This window comes from Burkholderia sp. PU8-34, assembly GCF_053427725.1.
In genome coordinates this window covers 255,777-270,716 of sequence record NZ_JBSAXC010000009.1, presented here as the reverse complement: position 1 = coordinate 270,716, position 14,940 = coordinate 255,777, and the positions used below count along the sequence as shown (strand labels likewise).

Below are 14,940 nucleotides of genomic sequence, written 5' to 3'. Positions count from 1 at the left end.
CCCACGAACGTAGCCGCAAAACCGACACGTGCGCCGCAGACGCAGACGGCTGTCCGACACGCCAACTGGTGCTGTCGCACCAACAAAATCCCCGGCAAATGGTTGGCCGCGCGGCGACAGCGCGGCGCCCGGCTCGCCGGGCGTTTCCCGTCAAGCATTGCGCAACGGGCTCCGGGCGATTGGCACGCTTGATGCAGGTTAGTTGGCAACCGGCTAACCCTTGGGCAACACGGGCGGCCGCCAACCTGCAGACGGAGCCAGTCATGGAACGCGACCTTCAACCAGTGAACAGCGCTGTGTCCCGCACGGCGGCTGGCGCTGCGGAGGCGATCGCGCATGCGGCTTCGCTGCCCGTCGGCGTCGACGCACTGCCGCTCGGCGCGCACCTGGTTGCCGATCGCACCGGCTACAGCCATCACGGCATCTACGTCGGCGACGGGCGCGTCGTTCACTACGCCGGGCTTTGTGCATCGCTGCATCGCGGCCCGATCGAGGAAGTCACGCTCGAACGCTTCGCCGCCGGTCACATGGTCCGCATCGTGCCGCATCCGTGCGCGGCCTATGCGGGGCGCACCGCGGTGCTGCGCGCGCGTTCCCGCCTGGGCGAAAACCGCTACCGCCTGCTGACGAACAACTGCGAGCACTTCTGCACGTGGTGCCTGGAAGGCACGGGCCACAGCGAGCAGGTTCGCACATGCGTGATGCATCCGCGCACGGCACTTCGGTTCGCGCTGTCCATCTGCCGCGCGTTGATCGCGGCGCGGCGTGCGGGCGGACGGTGTGCCGCGGCCGCCATCGCCACCGCATGAGCGACGTCCCGACGCGTTCGACATGGCCACCAGGGGGATCAAATGAACGGAACCGAATCATCCCTGCGCATGCAGGTCGACAAGTGGCTCGCGCCGAGCGCGCGCGTGCCGGCGCGCGTCGTGCGCTTCAGCCGCATGCCTGCGCAACGGCGCCGCTATGTCTGCGTCGAGGCCGCGCATCCGGCCGGCACGATCGCGATCTTCTTCTTTCGTCACGACGACGGCTCATGGTGCGTGTTCCCGCCGGCCGATCGGCGGCTCGCGATGACGGCGCGAGCGGCCTGACCGTGCGCGCCGAGCCCGGCGGTGTGTCCGTCAACGCAACAGCGTCGGACGCGCCGGGGATGCCGCTGCGTCGGCCACCGGTGTGCGCGTCAACGCAGTGCCGGGTGCATCAGTGTGCAGATAAGGGAACGGCTGCGGTGCGAGCATCGTCTGATGCGAGCGGACCTTCGCGCCACCCGTGATGGCGGCCATCGCCTGCCGGTCGAGGTCGACGCTTTCGGGAAGATCGTTGATGACGAGAACGCCCATGGTTTGCTCCGCGAAATCGGATGGGAGAAGGGCAGCCACGCAGCATTTTGCGATGCGCCGGCGCGCCGTGAATCTGTCCAGTATAGGTTTCGACGCACGGCCGCGCGTCCTGGAAAATGGACGAGGCGGCGCAAGAACGGCGCTGCCGGCCCAACCTGTTTCGGTCCGTTCGTTGAGCGGCTCGCGACATGCGCGAGCAAGCCCTGACCGGCGAAACCCTAAAGCCGGTTCGCGATGGATCGGCTCGAAATCTAGTTCCGGCACCGATTGCACAGGGCGTTACCGCAGACTAGTATGATTTGTTAGACATCCTGTCAGAAGGCCGGCGGGCGGTGCGGCGCGCAGTCGGATTCGTCTGACGATCGCGTGGCGGCGAGGTCGATGGTGTCCGGTGCATCACCGATACGTCGCGCTGCATCGGTACGCCATGGACAGTCCTTGCCCTGGCGGTGCTGCGAGGCGCCGAAGCGGGTCGGCAAGCTGAAGCTGGGTAGACGGCATACGAATGATGAGCTTTACGCAGCTGATTCAGACATTCCAGAGCGGGGCGCTGTCGCAGGACGCGTTCTTCTCGGAGATCGACCGGGTGCTGGCGACCGATCAGGTCGATTGCACACGGCTGCGCGAAGTGCTCGACCAGACCCAGACCACGCAGCCGCTGTCGGACGAAATCTATGCGGAAGTGCTGAGGCGCATCGAACGGTGTCGTGACAAGACGGCATCCGCGGGCGACGCAACCCGGCTCCAGGAGAGCCCGCTTCAGGCGGAGGCGCGTCCGGGCACCCCGCCCGGCCCGTCGAGCGGCGCAATGTTCGTCGAAGGCGAGCGCGTGAAAGGCATCGGCGATACGCTGAACGGGCGCTTCGTGCTGGAGGAGTGCCTCGGCGTCGGCGGGATGGGTACCGTGTACAAGGCGCTCGACCTCCGTAAGCTGGAGGCCTCGGATCGCAAGCCGCATATCGCGATCAAGGTGCTCAACGTGCAGTTTCGCGGCCAGCCGACGTCGCTGATCGCGCTTCAGCGTGAAGCCCGCAAAGCGCAGACGCTCGCCCATCGCAACATCGTCACCGTCTACGACTTCGATCGGGACGGCCCGCTCGTCTACCTCACGATGGAGTATCTGTCGGGCAAGCCGCTCAGCAAGGTGCTGCGTGCGCCGGGCTTCGCGGGCATGCCGCTCGATGCCGCGTTGCCGATCGTCGCCGGCATGGGCCAGGCGCTCGCGTACGCGCATGAGCGCGGCTTCGTCCACTGCGATTTCAAGCCCGCCAATGTGTTCCTCACCGACCGGGGCGAAGTGAAGGTGATCGACTTCGGGATTGCACGCGCATTCCAGCGGCGCGACGAGGATCCGGACGTGACCGTGTTCGACCCGGCGAGCCTTGGCGGCATCACGCCGGCCTACGCGAGCCCGGAGATGTTCGAGCATCGCGAGCCGGACCCGCGCGACGACGTCTACGCGCTCGCCTGCGTCACCTACGAATTGCTGACCGGACACCATCCGTTCAATCGGCTGTCGGCCACCCAGGCGCGTCACGATCACCTGCGGCCCGAGCGCCTGCCCGGTCTCGATCGCACGCAATGGCGAACCTTGAGCGCCGCGTTGTCGTTCGACCGCGCGACGCGCACGCCCAGCGTCCAGCTGTTCCTGGAAGGCATGGGCGTGTTCAGGCGGCCCGTGCGGGCATCGGGCGCACGCGTCGGGGCGGCCGTGGGCGCTTGCGCGCTGGCGGCGATCGCCGTGCTCTGGTACGGCTACCAGGCGCTTTCGCGCAGCGGCGAAAAGCCCCCCGCGGCGGACACGCTCGCGCACGCGCCGGCCAGCGGAGGGAATGCCGAGAAGGCGGCCGCCGCAGCCGGCAGCGCGCCCGCGGCCACCGTGAACGCCGTGCCCGCTGCGGCCAGCGAGCCGCCGCCGGCGCCTGTCATCGCGCTGGCGTCCGTGCTCGCTGCGCTGGCGCGCATCCCTTGTTCGGCGCTGGATGCGTCGGTGCAGGATCACGTGCTGCAGGTGCGCGGTTATGTGGAATCCGGTGTCGGTATCGCGCGCTTGCGAACTGCGCTCAGCGGCATGGCCGGCGGGCAGACGGCGAATCTCGACGTGCGTCCGATCGATGCGCACAATTGCGAGGTCGTGAGCGCGCTCGCCCCGTACTGGCGAGCGAATCGGGCGTCGTCACACGCCGCGTCGATCCGCACGCGACCGCCTGATGCGCGTCTCGCGGAAGGCAACCCGCTGGTCATCGACATCACGACACCCGGTTACGACTCGTACGTGAACGTCGATTATTACGTGCTGAACGGGAGCGTCGTGCATCTCGTGCCAAGCAGCCACGAACGCGACAACCAGGCGCCGCCGAATTACTCCGCCACGATCGGCAGCATGGGCGACTGGGTGATCGGCAAGCCGTTCGGGACCGAGATGATCGTGCTCCTCGTCACGCCGGCGCCGCTGTTCGACGGGGTTCGCCCGCCATCCGAGCCGCGCGCCGCCTATCTCGCGGCAATCGATCGGCAATTGAAGCTGTTCGAGGCCAAGTATGGCGCGGACCACGTTGCCGCCGATTTCGTCCAAATTACGACGCATGCCGGCGGCAAATGATCCGCCGGAGTCGTCCTCGTCCGTATCAGCGGCCTGGGGTCAATCAAGCAACACATCAAGCGTATTGATCGATTTGTCTACACGCAAACGCCGTCGCGGCGCGGCCATCGTGCACCAGGTACCGGCTGGCTGCTAGCCAGCCCATCGTTGCCTGAACGGCTGATCGCGTACGAGACTCATTTTCACGGCACCCAGCTCGTCAAACTGAAGCCTGCTTCCAGCTCTGCTAGAAGCGATGCCGGATACCAATAACGACTTGCACCTGGCTCTGAGTTGTGGAGGCGGTTAGGCCCGTAAGGCTTGCGACCGCCTTCCGACCGGTCGAATCAGTACCCGACGCATGCTGGTAAGCAGTGACTGCGTAAAGGTCGGTTCGCTTGGATAGGAAGTAGTCAGCCCCGATCGTGCCTTGATTGTAAGTTGCACCGTTGACGCCATATCCTTTCAAGTAGTTATAGGCGACGCCGAGGTGGAGGGCGGGCGTGAGTTGATAGCCGACGCTGACTTCAATGTCGTGGAATCTTGCATCGCCGCCTGCGCCGGTAGCCGGGAGACCCGGTAGCGTCCCGATAGCCTTGAACTGCGTGTTGCTGTAGTCAACGGCGAACGTAGCGGCACCAACGGCGTAAGAAGCGCCTGCAGCGAAGATCTGCTGTTTTTTCGCGGACGCGTAGCCGGAATACACGGGGCTTGCAGTCAAGTTGGACCCGGTAGTGCTTGAAGCTGCGGTATTGCCAAAATACGAGAAGTTAGGATCCCGCGCGTTGACGAAGGCGGCGCCAAGCGTGAGTGGTCCGCTATTGTAGTTCGCCCCGACTGACCAGATCTGATTTTGGTTGAATTTCCCAGCGACACCGCCGAAGCTGTAGACGCCCCCGAACGTGAATCCACCGTACGACACACTACTAAACTTGATCGCGTTGTTGACGTGGTTGCTGCCATCTTGGTTATCTACATCGCCAGGATGGGCGCTGGCGTATCCGCCCCACATCTGTGCCGCCACGAACATGTAGGTGAAGTCAGTAAGCGAATCATATTGACGCCCGAACGTGAAGGTACCTATGTTCGATGATGAAATACCGAGATAGGCTTGGCGTCCGAACTCGTCGCCCCCTTGACCGAGCTTTCCGTTCGCGACACTGAAGCCGTTTTCAAGCACGAAAAGTGTTTTCAGTCCGCCGCCGAGGTCCTCAGTACCTCGCAGCCCCCAACGATCGCCGCTGAGATTTCCGACGGTCATCGAATACTGCTTGTGGCCACCAACGTTGTTCGCATAGGCCATGCCGACGTCAATCAAACCGTAGAGTGTGACGCTGTTCTGAGCACGTGCCGTACATGCGAACGAGGCGACGAGGGCCGCCGCAATCAAGGAATTTTTCATATGAAGGTCTTGTGGTTGCATAAAAAAATAGATTGAAACGACGTTCGTCACGCGTCGTCACCGGACCACCCCGGGATGAACTGCGGATAGGAGTCCTCTCGGTTTGCGGCTTAGAGATGGATGTAGCCTGTCTGGAAGCCGGCCAGGCGCGGCGTGCGATCGAGGACGACTCCGCATCAGCGAGGCCACGCGACCTGCCCTTGGACGACTCTTTCTGGAACGCCGGCAACCAGAGTTGCCCGCGTCCAGGGAGCCTTCCTTACTTGATGACGACGCGCGCGCTGCTCGTCGACTTGTCTTTCATCGTCACGAGAGCGATCACCTTGTCGTCCTTGACAAGCTTCACGACGCGAGCGGCCGCAGCAAGTTCGGCCAGGCCGGAAATTCGTTTCATCGGAATAGCGCCGGCAGATAACGGTTGATCATTCGGGCAGATGCTGCAGCACGAACGACAGTGTGGCCTCATGCTCGTCGCTGTTCGTCTTCGCGGGTTCCGAAGGCGGCGTATCCAATATCGCAACGACTACGTTCAGGCCCTGGTTGCGCACCTTGATCGTCGCGGTGCCGTCGGCGCCGGTCTTCAGCGGTTCGGAATCGGGATCGTTGAGGAGGTCTGGCTGCACCTTGGCGCCGGGCGCGGGCTTGCCGTCGTAGAGCACCCGAACCGTGAGCGGCTGGCCCATCTGATCCGGCAGCTGCTTGCCGACCGGCACGATCTGCAGCTTCTGCCCGGGCAGTACGGGCATCGTCCCATCCAGCGGCCGGCGCAGATGCACCCCGTACTTGAATGTGTGCATGCTGATCGTGGCGTTGGGCACCTCGTCCTTGCCCTTGTTGTACCACTTGCCGTCCGCCGTCTTGCTCCACAGGCCGTTGTCCATAATCCCGGCAACGATTGCCGGCTGGTTGTCGGTATTCACCACGAGCAGCGGCCCGTTGGGCGTGAGCTGCGTGGAGACCTCCTTGCCCTGCTCGTCGTAGGCCGTGACACGCTTCACTTTTTGCTGGCGCTTGATGACATCCAGGTCGTCGCCGCCGAGGCCGTAGATCAGCGCCAGCTGGTTCGAGCGCTGCGCGAACCAGATGCCATGGGCCTGCGCCACGCTGACGGCTCCCATGACTGCAATCATGCTTGCCACGACAGCAAGCTTTCCGGCGATCCTCATTTGTGTCTCCTTTCAGTGGTTGGAAAAAAACGGTCAATTCGCATCGTTCTCAATGGCCGCGAAGGTTATGTGCTGCATACTCGCAGTAAGGCGTCGACGGTTCGTGTCCGCGCTTGACGAACGCCTTGTGCTTTACGCCCATGTCATGCGCCGTCATCAGGTCGCAGCGCAAGCTCAACGAGACATGCAGAACGTCCTCGGAGTTGCAGATGAGCTTGTCGAACACGTCCCGAGTCATATGATATTCAGGTATGCATACAGTTAGATCATCATCGATCGCGCCAGCAGCCGCTCAGATCAAAACGTTTTATTACGGTTTTGCCGACGGTGTCGGTCTTTCCAACTACAGATCGAGTACCAGCGTCCGGCTATTGGCACGCGAACAGCAGGGAGTGAAGCGATCGTTCCTATTTTTCTCGTCGTCGGAGAGAAACACGTCGCGATGCTGCGGTTCGCCTTCCAGCACGCGCGTCACACAGGTGCCGCAGACGCCTTGCTCGCAGGACGCCGCAATATGGATTCCGGAATCGGCCAAAGCAGCCATTACCGTCTTGTCTGCAGGGATACAAATAGTCTTGCCAGTGCTTGCGATCTTGACGTCGAATTCGACATTGCTGTCGGATTCCCTGCGATCAACGCTGAAATATTCCCTGTGCATACGGTTTTTGTGCCAGCCTTTTTTTAATGCGGTGTTGATGACCGCATTCATGAATGCCTCGCCGCCGCATACGTATAAGTGCGTTTCGGCATCGTGCGTTTCGAGAAGCGCGGCTAGATCCAGCCGTTGCTGATTCTCGACTTCCGTGAAGTGCAAGAAAACGCGGTCGGCGAATTTCGAGCGCTTGATGCGGTCGACAAAGGCTGCACGTGCCGGCGAGCGCGCGAAGTAATGCATTTTGAAATCGGCTCCGAGACCAGCCAGGTGTTCCGCCATGCAAAGAATCGGCGTAATACCGATACCACCCGCGAAGAGCAGGGAGTGCTTCGCGGATTCCACGAGCGGAAAGCGATTTTTCGGAGCGCTGACTTCAATCAAGTCGCCTTCCTTGACCTGCTCATGCATGGCCCTCGACCCACCGCGCGTTGGTTCCGCCCGCATGACGGCAATGAGATAGCGATGTCTTTCCCCAGGAGGATTGCACAGTGAGTATTGTCGAACCTTTCCGCCGGGTGCATGAACATCAATGTGGGAACCGGCCGTAAACGGCGGCAGCACTTTTCCTGCAGGGTCGACGAGTTCAAAAGATTGAATGTTCTCCGCTTCGGCCGTTTTCCTGGCCACTTTCAACGCGCGAGTCGTTCGGGGCGACACGGGAGCCGGCGGAGGGCGTTTGCCGCGCAGATAACTGCCGATTCCGGCGCAAGCCAATACCGGTACAGAGAGCATGCCGATCAGTTGCAGCAATTGCATAAATCCGTCGCTCAGCCATCCGTAATGCAGCGCGAGCGCCGTCAGGTAAATTCGATGACCTAAGCTGTTCTCTGAATATGAAGTAAAGCGCAACACTTTCCCTGTGCTCGAATCGAGACTGACATAGGAAAACGCATTTACATGCGGTGCGTCGCGTGCGACAAGATCGATATTGAAGGCGTCCCCGGGCTTGCCAGGGTAGCGAATGCGGGCATATTTTGGTTGCGGCACCAATGCCTGTGCGCGTTGCCAGAGGGCCTCGACTGGCACGCTTTGCGTATCGACCTGCACGACCGATCCAGGAGAAGGTGCGGGGGGCTTCGAGGCCGTCAGTGTGTAGAGCGCATCCCTCACGAATTGAAACGATTGCAGCGCGCCGGTGAGCGCGGACGCAAGTACGATGAGACTGACATAGACGCCAAGGGTTTTGTGCAGTTTGAGCCAGCGCGCGCGACCGGTGAGGTTGGGCTTGATCGTAACGACGCGCCTGCGTTTGCGCGACGCCTCTGGAATCCACACAGCCATGCCGCCACCGACCAGGACAATCGCGAATGTCAGCGCAAGCGTTCCAGCGACGACGCTTCCATTCTCCAGAAACTGAAAGCTGTGCAGTCTGGCCATCGCACCGAACAGGCCGCCGTAACGATGCTCGCTTCCAAGCACTTCGCCAGTGCACGGATTGACGTAGTACCACCGGTCGTCGCTGAAAAGAACACGCGTGCTGGAGTCCGCGTCGTCGTATATGCGCAGCTGCTTTGGCCGGCCTGCGACCGGATTAGACGCGCTGGCATTGGCAATCAACGTATCGAGCGGAAGGCGCTGTTTGCACGATTCGACTTTGAGCAGGCCGTGGTAGATGACGGGTTCGAGTGGCGCCCGAAACAGCATGCCCGCGCCGGTAACCGCCACCATGACGACGAATAGACCGATGCTCAGGCCTATCACGCGATGTAACTGCCGAATACGCTCACGTAGAGATGCACGCACAGGACCCCCTATGGCTGGAATGACGTTGGCTTTGATCGTTGGCACTGGATCTTGGAAACGAGAACCTGCAGGCATGCCCAAGCACGCGGAATTCGTTGGCTTTCGTTTTTCAAATGTGCGGTCGCTCGAGATCAGATGCGAGATGCGTGCCCCACGTGGGCTGGTCCTTGGAGAAGGCCATGTCTGGCATCGCTGTGGGTATGAGAAAGATGATCAACGCCCGGCGGTATCATCGTTGTGAACGTCTTGCGATCGGCAACCACGCCTCCTGCCGTGACGCCACCCAAACCTACGCCGTGATATCCGCGCTTCCGTCCAATGATTCGGAAGCGGGTGGCGTCGCCCTTGATCCGGTGGAAGCCAACCTCCATTTTCAGCGCGGTGTCGACCACGTCCGAACCACCCATCGTGAAGAAGACGTGGTTCAGGTTACCGGGGGGCATGCCAGCGATGAGTCCAGGCCGGCGTTTGAACAGTACGTCAGGAGTAAACCCAATAAGATAAGACTCCAAATTAACGTACATATGGCGCTTGATGGCTGTAAGATCCATGAATTCCCCTGGCGCACTTCGACTTAAGGATTTGGTCGACGGCGAGCCTTGACAGTACGCGTACCCGCGGCGAACTTATGAGTCCAATTCAAAAAGTTTGATAGGTCCAATGGCTGACTCGTTGCTTGCTGACCTCCTGATCGGCCGTCTCTGTCGAGACGGATCCGTACCACTACAGATCCAGATCGCGAACGGGATCCGAGACGCGGTAACCGACGGCACTCTGAAGGCTTCCGCACATTTGCCGTCTTCCCGAACGCTCGCGGTGGCACTAGGGGTCTCCCGAATAACCGTTGTAACGGCTTATGACAGGCTGGCGGCCGACGGCTATCTCCATACCGATTCCACGAGTGGTACGTTTGTCTCCGACAAGCTGCCGCAATCGATGAAGTCGACACCTCGGGAATCAACCGCACGAACCCTGTCCGAGCGCGGGGAGCAACTGATACGCGCTCCTGCGGGCATCCAGGAACGCAAGGGGGCGTTCGTGCCGGGTGTCTGCGATACGAATTGTTTTCCTTATCAGATATGGAGGCGTATCCAGAATCGCTATCTCGGGGAGCAGCATGCGGACCTCATGGGCTACTCCAATCCAGGCGGATATTTCCCGTTGCGCCGCGCGCTGTCGGAGTATTTGCGCGTATCGCGCGCGGTTCGGGCCTCCCCGGAGCAGATCATCGTAACAATGGGGAGCAATCAGTCGATTGACCTTTGCTCACGCATTCTGGCCGACGTCGGTGAACTGGCCTATGTTGAAAACCCTTGCCACTGGGCAACGCCAATCCTGTTGCGCGCCAACGGGCTGGAAGTGGAGGCTATTGCTGTCGACAGTAACGGTATGAAGCTTGAACGATGTTTGCGCCGACCTCGACTCGTCGTGACGACCCCATCGCATCAGTTTCCAATGGGGGTGACCTTGTCGGACGAGCGGCGAGACCATCTGCGTGCGGCCGCCGAGCGGTGGGACGCTTTCGTTCTGGAAGACGACTATGACAGTGAATTCCGATATGACCAGCGTCCGCTTCCGTCTCTTCAAGGCGTCGATGAAAACGGCCGAGTCATTCTGATGGGAACGTTTAGTAAGGTCATGTACCCCGGCATGAGGCTCAGCTATATAGTTGTTCCGCCCGACCTGGTCGATTCCTTCGCAGCTGCTTCGTTGCGCTTATACAGACCAGGGCACCTTTCCTTGCAGGCAGCAATGGCAGACTTTATTGCGGACGGCCATTTCTCGAAGCACATTCGGCGGATGCGCGATATCTACGGTGCCAGACAATCGGAATTGCTCCGATGTCTGGACCAGTGCTTTGGCGATGCACTTGAAACATCACGGAACGCGGCGGGTCTGCATATGACAATCAGGATCCGGGATCTGGTTGACTTCGATACGACTGTATCGCGATCGCTTGAGCAGGGAATTTACCTTCGCAGGCTGCACACGTTCAATCAAGGCGATCCAGGATTTCGTGACGGATTTCTGTTGGGGTTCGGCGCGCTCGATATCGAAGCCATCCGTCCCGCTGTCCAGACCTTCGCCCGCATCGTTGAGAGCGTAATATCCGCGCCGGATTCGCGGTAATGCCCCTCAGACACTTCTTGGCAAGGGGCGTACAGCCGCTCGCGAGGGACATGAATGTTTTGGGGACTGCCGCGTCAGCAGCTCTGTGACCGCGAAGTTCGTCTTGCGGACACCGACGCCTGGGGCCGATCTGAAAACCTGAGCCACAAGCGCGAGGTCGCAACTTTCCCAACTCACAGCGCGTTTTGTTCAACGAGAAAGATGTGTCGTCTTGTCGACGTTGCGGATCTCCGCAACGAAGCGGTCGAAGTCGCCGGCCGTGAAGCTCAGCGCCGGCGCGAAACCGAGGATGCCGTCGCCGAACGCGCGGAACACGACGCCGTTGCGGTACGCGGCGGCCGCGATCCGGTCCGGCAGGTTCAGTGCCGGATTGAAGCGCGTCTTGTGCGCCTTGTCGGCCACGAGTTCGAGCGCGCCGAGCGGGCCGGCGGCGCGCGGTAGTTCACGACGGGGTGGATCAGGTGTTGACGGTCGGCGTCGATCAGGGCGGATGCGGTCATGGCGGTGCGGGACTCTCGTCGGGTGACAGCGGTCTGATCATCGTAACGGACGAGAAATGCAGGCGCGTCGTCAAATGGCGGCCCGAAACACACGGATGCGGCGTTTGCGCGGGGCGCTTCGGCATTTTCTGCTGCGGGTCGAGCAGGCCGCGCGTGTCGGGCGTCAGCGGCAGCAGCGCGACCGGATCGTCGGGCGGCTGCGCACGTCGCTCGATTACGAACCGGAGACGCTCGCGTGGAACGTGTCCGGCGGCGCGCTTGATACGGCACACGACGGCGCGTCGGTGCGGCGCCCGTACGACGCGCTGGTGCTGTGTCCGGGCGCGACGAGCACGCCGATCGAGCCGTTCGCGATCGGCCGCTTTGCTGCGTCGGCCGACGCGGCGCATGCGACGACATGAGGAACCCGCGTATGCCCCACGTCATTCCCAACGTCTTCCATCAGGCCTTGCCCTACGAGCGATTTCGGGCATTCGCATGCGCGTTCCATATGGATACAGACCCTAGCGATTCCGCCGCCTTGTGAATGGCCTTGCGGATGCGGGGAAACGTGCCGCACCGGCATGCGATGTTCTTCATGGCCTCGTTGATCTGCTTGTCGTCGGGGCGGGGGTGCCGCATGAGCAGGGCAGTGGCGGCGACGAGCTGTGCGCTCTGGCAATAACCGCATTGCACGACGTCGACGGCGATCCACGCGTCCTTCAGTGCCCGCGCTTCAACGCTGTCCAGCCCTTCGACGGTCGTGATGCGCGCGCCGTCCAGCGTACCGACCGGGAGCTGGCAGGCCGGCACGGCCTGATCGTTCAGCAGCACGGTGCACGCACCGCAGATCCCGACGCCGCAGCCGAACTTCGTGCCGGTCAGCTTCCGTTCGCACCGAATCACCCAGAGCAGCGGGGTGTCGGGCTCGCTATCGAGGCGAGCGGTTTCCCCGTTGATACGGACTGACACCATCGGTCGTCTCCTTGCTGAGGGGGCGGCGGCTTGACGAGCGGCAGTGTGCGATGGCGCACACCCGTGAGCGCATACAGCGCATTCGCCACGGCCGCTGCAATCGGCGGCGTGCCCGCTTCGCCGACGCCGTGCGGCTCGGTCCCGCCTGCCATGACTTGCGTGACGATCTCGGGACACGTTTCCATGTTGACCAGCGGGTAGCCGTCGAAATAACGCTGCGCGACTTGTCCCTTGTCGATCGTGATCGCCTGCTCCAGCGCGGCCGACAACCCGAAGATGATCCCGCTTTCCATCTGCTGCTCGACGAGGTTCGGATTCACGGCCAGCCCGCAGTCGATCACGCAGACCACGCGCGTCACGCGAAAGCCGTCACCTTCCTGCCGGACTTCGGCGACTTGCGCGACCACGCTGCCGAACGATGCGTGCATCGCCATGCCGCGCGCGCGCCGCGCGCCGGTCTTGTCACGCCATGCCAGCGGCGAACGCCAGCCGGACAGCGCGACGAGCGCCCGCAACACGGCCACATGGCGCTGGTGTGCCGGCTGCTTCAGCATGTCGAGACGAAACTGGATCGGGTCTTTCCGTGCCAGCACGGCCATCTCGTCGATGAAGCTCTCGACGAAGAACGCCTGATGCGAGTGCCCGACGGAGCGCCAGTAGCCAACGGGAACCGGGAGCGCCACCGTATTGTGCTGGACGAGAATGTTCTCGCATTCATACGGCTGGTCGAATGCGCCCTCCGCCGTGGTGGCGTCGGTCAACAGCTTCGCGGCGATGCTCGGCATGCCGAAGGTACGCGGCATCGCCTGCGCGCTGATCGACTGGCTCGCCGATATGCCTTTCCAGGCGACCAGCCTGCCGCTCGCATCGATCGCGCCGCTGTATCTCGCCACACAGGCCGGGCGGTAGAAGTCGTGCGTCATGTCCTGCGGGCGCGACCAGATCGTCTGCACGGGCCGCCCCTTCGCATGGCGAGCGATGGCGGCCGCCTGCGTGATGAAGTCGACCTCGAGCCGGCGGCCGAATGCCCCGCCGATCAATTGCTGATTCACGACCACCTTGTCTTCGTCCAGACCCAGCAGCGCCGCGACTGCCTTGCGTGCCACCATGGGAATCTGCGTGCCGACCCAGATCGTTGCCGAGTTGTCGTCGACCAGTACTGTGCAATTCATGGGTTCCAGCGGCCCGTGAGCCAGATAGGGCACTTCGTACTGCGCGACGAACGGCTGCGCATGGCTCAGCACGGCATCGGCGTCGCCGGCGGCGTAGAACACGTGGCGGCCCGCGTCGCCGTCGAGGGCGCGCATCAACGCCGCGCGGACATCCGCGGTATTCACGCCGGCAGCCGGCCCGTGGTCCCACGTGATCGACAACTGGCACAACGTCCGCATGGCGATGAACGGATTGTCCGCAATGACGGCAACGCCTCCCGTTCCGCCGTTGTATGGCTCGACCGTGAAGATGCCGGTCACGCCTTTCACGCTGGTAACCCTGGATTTGTCGAATTCCAGCGCCTTTCCGCCGAGTGTCGGACACATCGTCACGCTCGCATACAGGAGCTTGTCCGGAAGCGCATCGATGCCGAAATGCGCGCTGCCATCGAGCTTCGAGCGCGCCTCGATGCGACCCAAGCGTTTCCCGACGAGCGTGAATGCCTTCGGGTCCTTGAGATCGACATGCGTTGGGTGCGGCACGTCCTGCGCGAGCTGAACGAGTTCGCCATACGTCACCGAGCGTCCCGAGCGATGCAGCACCAGGCCGGCTTTCGTCTCGCATTCCGCGACGGGTACGCTCCAAAGCTTCGCTGCAGCACCGCACAACATCGCGCGGGCCGTGGCGCCCGCCTCGCGCATGGGCCCCCACAGATCGACCGTGCTCGTCGATCCGCCCGTCACCATCGTGCCCACATAGCGCGCTCCGCCGCGCGCCAGTGCCTCCATGCTGCGAGCGAGCAGGCCGTCATCGTCGGGACGATACGGAAGGCCGTCGGCAAGGTTTTCACGGTCCTTGTAAATCGTGTCGAGCGGGGACATGACGATGCGGACCTTGGACCAGTCTGCATCGAGCTCTTCCGCCAGCAACATCGCCGCGCCGGTATGGACCCCCTGGCCCATTTCGGATTTGCTCATGACGATCGTCACGTCATTAGTCGAACTGATCATCACCCAGCCGTTCAGCGGCACGTCGACGTGCGACTTCTCCAGCTGCGCGGGTATTTCCAGCCGGCCGTCGGGGCGCCACCATGCCCAGCCGATCGCCAGCATGCCCGCCGCGCCGGCACTGCCCAACAGGAAGGTTCTGCGCTTCGACATGATGTGGCTCGCCGACATGTGCTGATCGAGTCACGGCGCCTGAAACGAATCAGGTCACGTGCCTCGAGCATTCAATGTTTCAAACACAATCCGACATTTCATTGCTGCTGCAATCACCTATATTAGTCACTGATATCGGCGACTGAGAACCTGA

14 protein-coding genes and 2 pseudogenes are annotated in these 14,940 nt (G+C 62.2%); 6 read left to right on the top strand and 10 right to left on the bottom strand.

What is annotated here, in order from left to right:
- The first annotated feature begins 263 nt into the window (after positions 1-263).
- Together ACV22Z_RS22425 and ACV22Z_RS22420 are read left to right on the top strand one after the other, a co-directional pair.
- Entirely contained in the window at positions 264-809 is a 546-nt protein-coding gene (locus ACV22Z_RS22425) for a lecithin retinol acyltransferase family protein (RefSeq protein ID WP_448078458.1), read from the top strand.
- Positions 810-851: 42 nt separating this feature from the next.
- Complete coding sequence (locus tag ACV22Z_RS22420; RefSeq protein ID WP_448078457.1) at positions 852-1,094, top strand: hypothetical protein; 243 nt, start codon at positions 852-854, stop codon at positions 1,092-1,094.
- Between the two features lie 30 nt (positions 1,095-1,124).
- On the opposite strand, the gene ACV22Z_RS22415 is transcribed toward ACV22Z_RS22420, so the two are convergent.
- Complete coding sequence (locus tag ACV22Z_RS22415; RefSeq protein WP_448078456.1) at positions 1,125-1,343, bottom strand: hypothetical protein; 219 nt, start codon at positions 1,341-1,343, stop codon at positions 1,125-1,127.
- 505 nt (positions 1,344-1,848) lie between these two features.
- On the opposite strand from ACV22Z_RS22415, the gene ACV22Z_RS22410 reads away from it, so the two are divergent.
- Positions 1,849-3,945, top strand: coding sequence for a protein kinase domain-containing protein (locus ACV22Z_RS22410; protein WP_448078455.1), 2,097 nt, complete (start codon positions 1,849-1,851; stop codon positions 3,943-3,945).
- A 226-nt stretch (positions 3,946-4,171) separates the two neighbouring features.
- Here the strand turns inward: ACV22Z_RS22410 and ACV22Z_RS22405 are convergent, their stop codons facing one another.
- From ACV22Z_RS22405 to ACV22Z_RS22380, 6 genes and pseudogenes are all read right to left on the bottom strand, one after another.
- Positions 4,172-5,326 carry a porin gene (locus ACV22Z_RS22405; RefSeq protein WP_448078500.1) on the bottom strand — a complete coding sequence of 385 codons (1,155 nt, stop codon included), beginning with the start codon at positions 5,324-5,326 and terminating at the stop codon, positions 4,172-4,174.
- Between the two features lie 259 nt (positions 5,327-5,585).
- Entirely contained in the window at positions 5,586-5,720 is a 135-nt protein-coding gene (locus tag ACV22Z_RS22400) for a hypothetical protein (protein ID WP_448078454.1), read from the bottom strand.
- 28 nt (positions 5,721-5,748) lie between these two features.
- Positions 5,749-6,492, bottom strand: coding sequence for a DUF4198 domain-containing protein (locus ACV22Z_RS22395; protein WP_448078453.1), 744 nt, complete (start codon positions 6,490-6,492; stop codon positions 5,749-5,751).
- A 49-nt stretch (positions 6,493-6,541) separates the two neighbouring features.
- Positions 6,542-6,718 (bottom strand): annotated as a pseudogene (locus ACV22Z_RS22390) (haloacid dehalogenase type II); the annotation flags it as partial.
- 117 nt (positions 6,719-6,835) lie between these two features.
- A complete protein-coding gene (locus tag ACV22Z_RS22385; protein ID WP_448078452.1) occupies positions 6,836-8,935 on the bottom strand; it encodes a PepSY domain-containing protein in 2,100 nt (699 codons plus the stop codon).
- A gap of 86 nt (positions 8,936-9,021) precedes the next feature.
- On the bottom strand, positions 9,022-9,441 hold the full coding sequence (locus ACV22Z_RS22380) for a hypothetical protein (protein ID WP_448078451.1): 420 nt from the start codon (positions 9,439-9,441) through the stop codon (positions 9,022-9,024).
- 109 nt (positions 9,442-9,550) lie between these two features.
- Here ACV22Z_RS22380 and pdxR point away from each other — a divergent pair, with 109 nt between their 5' ends.
- Positions 9,551-11,020, top strand: coding sequence for a MocR-like pyridoxine biosynthesis transcription factor PdxR (pdxR, locus tag ACV22Z_RS22375; protein ID WP_448078450.1), 1,470 nt, complete (start codon positions 9,551-9,553; stop codon positions 11,018-11,020).
- A gap of 189 nt (positions 11,021-11,209) precedes the next feature.
- On the opposite strand, the pseudogene ACV22Z_RS22370 reads toward pdxR, so the two are convergent.
- Positions 11,210-11,455, bottom strand: a pseudogene (locus ACV22Z_RS22370) (hypothetical protein); the annotation flags it as partial.
- 169 nt (positions 11,456-11,624) lie between these two features.
- Between ACV22Z_RS22370 and ACV22Z_RS22365 the strand changes: the two are divergent.
- Positions 11,625-11,921 (top strand): hypothetical protein, encoded by a 297-nt coding sequence (locus tag ACV22Z_RS22365; RefSeq protein WP_448078449.1) that lies wholly within the window; start codon positions 11,625-11,627, stop codon positions 11,919-11,921.
- A gap of 52 nt (positions 11,922-11,973) precedes the next feature.
- Here the strand turns inward: ACV22Z_RS22365 and ACV22Z_RS22360 are convergent, their stop codons facing one another.
- Both ACV22Z_RS22360 and ACV22Z_RS22355 read right to left on the bottom strand, forming a co-directional pair.
- Entirely contained in the window at positions 11,974-12,474 is a 501-nt protein-coding gene (locus ACV22Z_RS22360; protein WP_448078448.1) for a (2Fe-2S)-binding protein, read from the bottom strand.
- Positions 12,402-14,603 carry a molybdopterin cofactor-binding domain-containing protein gene (locus ACV22Z_RS22355; protein ID WP_448078447.1) on the bottom strand — a complete coding sequence of 734 codons (2,202 nt, stop codon included), beginning with the start codon at positions 14,601-14,603 and terminating at the stop codon, positions 12,402-12,404. The genes ACV22Z_RS22360 and ACV22Z_RS22355 overlap by 73 nt, the downstream gene beginning before the upstream one ends.
- Here ACV22Z_RS22355 and ACV22Z_RS22350 point away from each other — a divergent pair.
- A complete protein-coding gene (locus ACV22Z_RS22350; RefSeq protein WP_448078446.1) occupies positions 14,602-14,811 on the top strand; it encodes a hypothetical protein in 210 nt (69 codons plus the stop codon). The genes ACV22Z_RS22355 and ACV22Z_RS22350 overlap by 2 nt on opposite strands.
- Positions 14,812-14,940: the final 129 nt, after the last annotated feature.